Raw genomic sequence first — 2707 nt, 5'->3', positions numbered from 1 at the left:
AGCGTCGGTAAAATTTCTGGTTCTACCAGTGGGATTGATATAGATGCATTTGGATGGACTCAGGGGGATTTATTTTCTTACATGCGTCTGAGCGATGATCCAAATTTCGGTAATACAGGTACAAATACTCCAGGTTCTGACATAGATGCTGTTGGTGTAATTTCATCTGTTCCTGCAACGTCTGTCCCCGAACCCTCATCTGCTTTTGGTTTACTGGCTGTAAGTGCTTTTGGTGTTTGTTCCTTGTTGAAACACAAATGGCAACAGAAAAAACTAATTTGAGCCACAGCTGATTAATACGAGAGTTAGCATGAGTGCCATTTGTTGAGAAAGGATACGGTTTCGTTGAGATTTACCTTCCATTTATCAGAAGATCATTGGTCATGAAAAACTACAAAATTGCTCTACGGCAATGTGCACTAATTGCTACAACTTTGGGTCTGATATCTATCACAGGAAGATCTGCTCATGCAGGAATCCTATACAATAACTGGAGCTATGCCATTGATTCTTTTAATGACAGTACTCAGGGAACTCCTTTGCAAGTAGGTGGCACGGATTATGAAATTTATGGTCTGGCGATCAAAGAAACGAAGGATAGCGTTTTTGTAGCAATCAGCACTAATCTCCCGGTGGGAGGCGTGTCTTCTCATGCTCAGGATGGTTATACTCGGTGGGGCGATCTCATCTTCAATTTTACTGAAGAAAATTTAAGCGCTGCCAACGCTCAAGGTAACTTATTGGGAATTCGTTTTGATGAGCAGAATGAATCTGGAGTTTCCTCTTCTGGTATCTATAGTTATGTGACTCTCAAGGATGTTGCTAAGGAAAACAATAATGAATTTGGCAGCTTGAGCAACCATAATCAAGTCGTACAACAACATGGTGGAACACCATCAATAGGTGATTTAGCAGCGAATGACCTCTACTTTGAGCAGAACCAACAAATTCAAAACATCATCGCTTCTGGGACGAAGATAGGTGAACTCAATCTCCTTGAAGGAGAGTTTTTTGGTAAGCTAGGTCTGGATTTCGGTCATTTTGGAGCCAATAGCTCTTATACTATTGGATTTAGTTTTGACCGCTCTTTGTTGCCTACAGGTAGTTTTATTGCTCACTTGGCTCCCGAATGTGATAATGATATCGTTGCTATCAAGGGAGAAACAATTTCAGTTCCTGAACCATCTGGGGTCTTAAGTTTAGCAGCAGTCGGCTTAATTCTTAGTAGTAATCAGATTCGCCAACGCCGTCAGGTTCATTCAGCTGACCAAACCTAAAACACCCCTGGCTGTAGCAGAGTTAGTTCACTCGCTCTTGGAGAAGGCTCTTTTTTATGTAGCAAAAATAACAGCCTGCCAAACTTTGGCAGGCTGTTTCTTATTCCGTCTTTGGTAATAATTCTACCTACCAAGGGCTACCAATCATTGTAAAGCCTGCCCAGTAATACGGATGAGATAAAACTCGCTCTGTTCTGTTTTTTACTTCTGGTGGTAGGGACACTTTCGTACCAACTCCAATTAGCTGACCCGATTCAATGCGAACTTCACCACGTAGCATGGCGAGTTGTGCCTGTCTTAATGCTTCAGCTTTGATGGTGACTTCTTCTTGACTCAGCTGATAGTAAAACCCGCTCATTAATGCCAAGGTGCCTGCATCATCCACTAGCCAAAGACTTGCCAGCACTGACTTGACACCTGCTTGCACCGCCAAGGCGGCAAACCCCATGTCAGTATTCTCATCTCCTAAAGCTGTTTGACAAGCACTTAGCACTAATAACTCCACCATTGGAGGAGCATACCATTGCAATTGTCTGAGTTCATCTAACCCCATCTTAGTGTCCCATAGTTGAATATAAGGACTTTTACTGGCATTAGGCTGGAAGAAGGCATGAGTTGCTAAGTGAACAATATTAAACTGTTTTTGTTGACGCTGGCTTCGTAGATTATCCAGTGTAAATTGTTCATTTAGAAAAGATTCACCTCGCCATAGATGTTGTGTAATCGTGGATAACTCTACTGGTACAGCTGGTAAAGGCTGATGATTCGAGTTGGGAAATACAGAAGCTCCCATCCCCAGAACGAGGGATTTTTTTAAGGTGTAAAAACTGGTATCAGTCAAGCTTACGCTAGGAATGGAGCCGATACTATACTTTTCAACGAGAAATTGTTGGCCATCATGCAGGGCAGCGAGGGGAATTCGTCGTAAGCAATCATTTCTGGCGAAAATTAGGGTTTTGATGTTTGAGGCTTTGAGTTTCGGTTCAATGGGGGCAATCAGCTGTCGGTAAAGTTTCTTAGCTATCGGTAAATATCTTTTATTTAGAGGAGAATTCATAGCTTCGAGAAAATTATCTACCTCTGAACAAAGTTTTTTTTCTTTGGGGTCTATCGGGGGAGTTGTGGCAATTGGTTCATCGTCAGGAGTGGCTAAAACGAGTTGCAATTTGTTTGTAGTAGCCTTGCATTCTTCACCCGTACAGAGACGCATATAGACAACAGCAGCTTTCTCTCCTGTTTGACTTTCAATGATTTTTAATGTTTCTTGAAGATTTTGGGTGGTAACTGCTTTATCAGTAAAGTTTTCCCCTAAATAATTCTCGGATTCTGCCTCCAGAAGTCCGTCAATGAAAGAAACAAGGTCATCTTGCTGATTGATGGGGAATCCAGCTAACGGAGCATTAATTGATAAAATTTGTTCGTTGGGAAGA

Annotated in this window: 3 protein-coding genes; 2 read left to right on the top strand and 1 reads right to left on the bottom strand. The window is 41.9% G+C overall.

Features of this window, described 5'->3' with window-relative positions:
* Both H6F63_RS00070 and H6F63_RS00065 read left to right on the top strand, forming a co-directional pair.
* A partial coding sequence (locus H6F63_RS00070; protein WP_190633836.1) for a PEP-CTERM sorting domain-containing protein occupies positions 1-282 on the top strand: 282 nt, incomplete at its 5' end.
* Between the two features lie 101 nt (positions 283-383).
* Positions 384-1277, top strand: coding sequence for an XDD3 family exosortase-dependent surface protein (locus tag H6F63_RS00065; RefSeq protein ID WP_190633835.1), 894 nt, complete (start codon positions 384-386; stop codon positions 1275-1277).
* Positions 1278-1404: 127 nt separating this feature from the next.
* On the opposite strand, the gene H6F63_RS00060 is transcribed toward H6F63_RS00065, so the two are convergent.
* Positions 1405-2707 (bottom strand): CHAT domain-containing protein (locus H6F63_RS00060; RefSeq protein WP_190633834.1); only part of this gene is annotated, 1303 nt, incomplete at its 5' end.

Source organism: Trichocoleus sp. FACHB-40, assembly GCF_014695915.1.
Lineage (GTDB): Bacteria > Cyanobacteriota > Cyanobacteriia > Cyanobacteriales > FACHB-T130 > Funiculus > Funiculus sociatus.
This window is presented reverse-complemented; position numbering and strand designations above follow the sequence as displayed.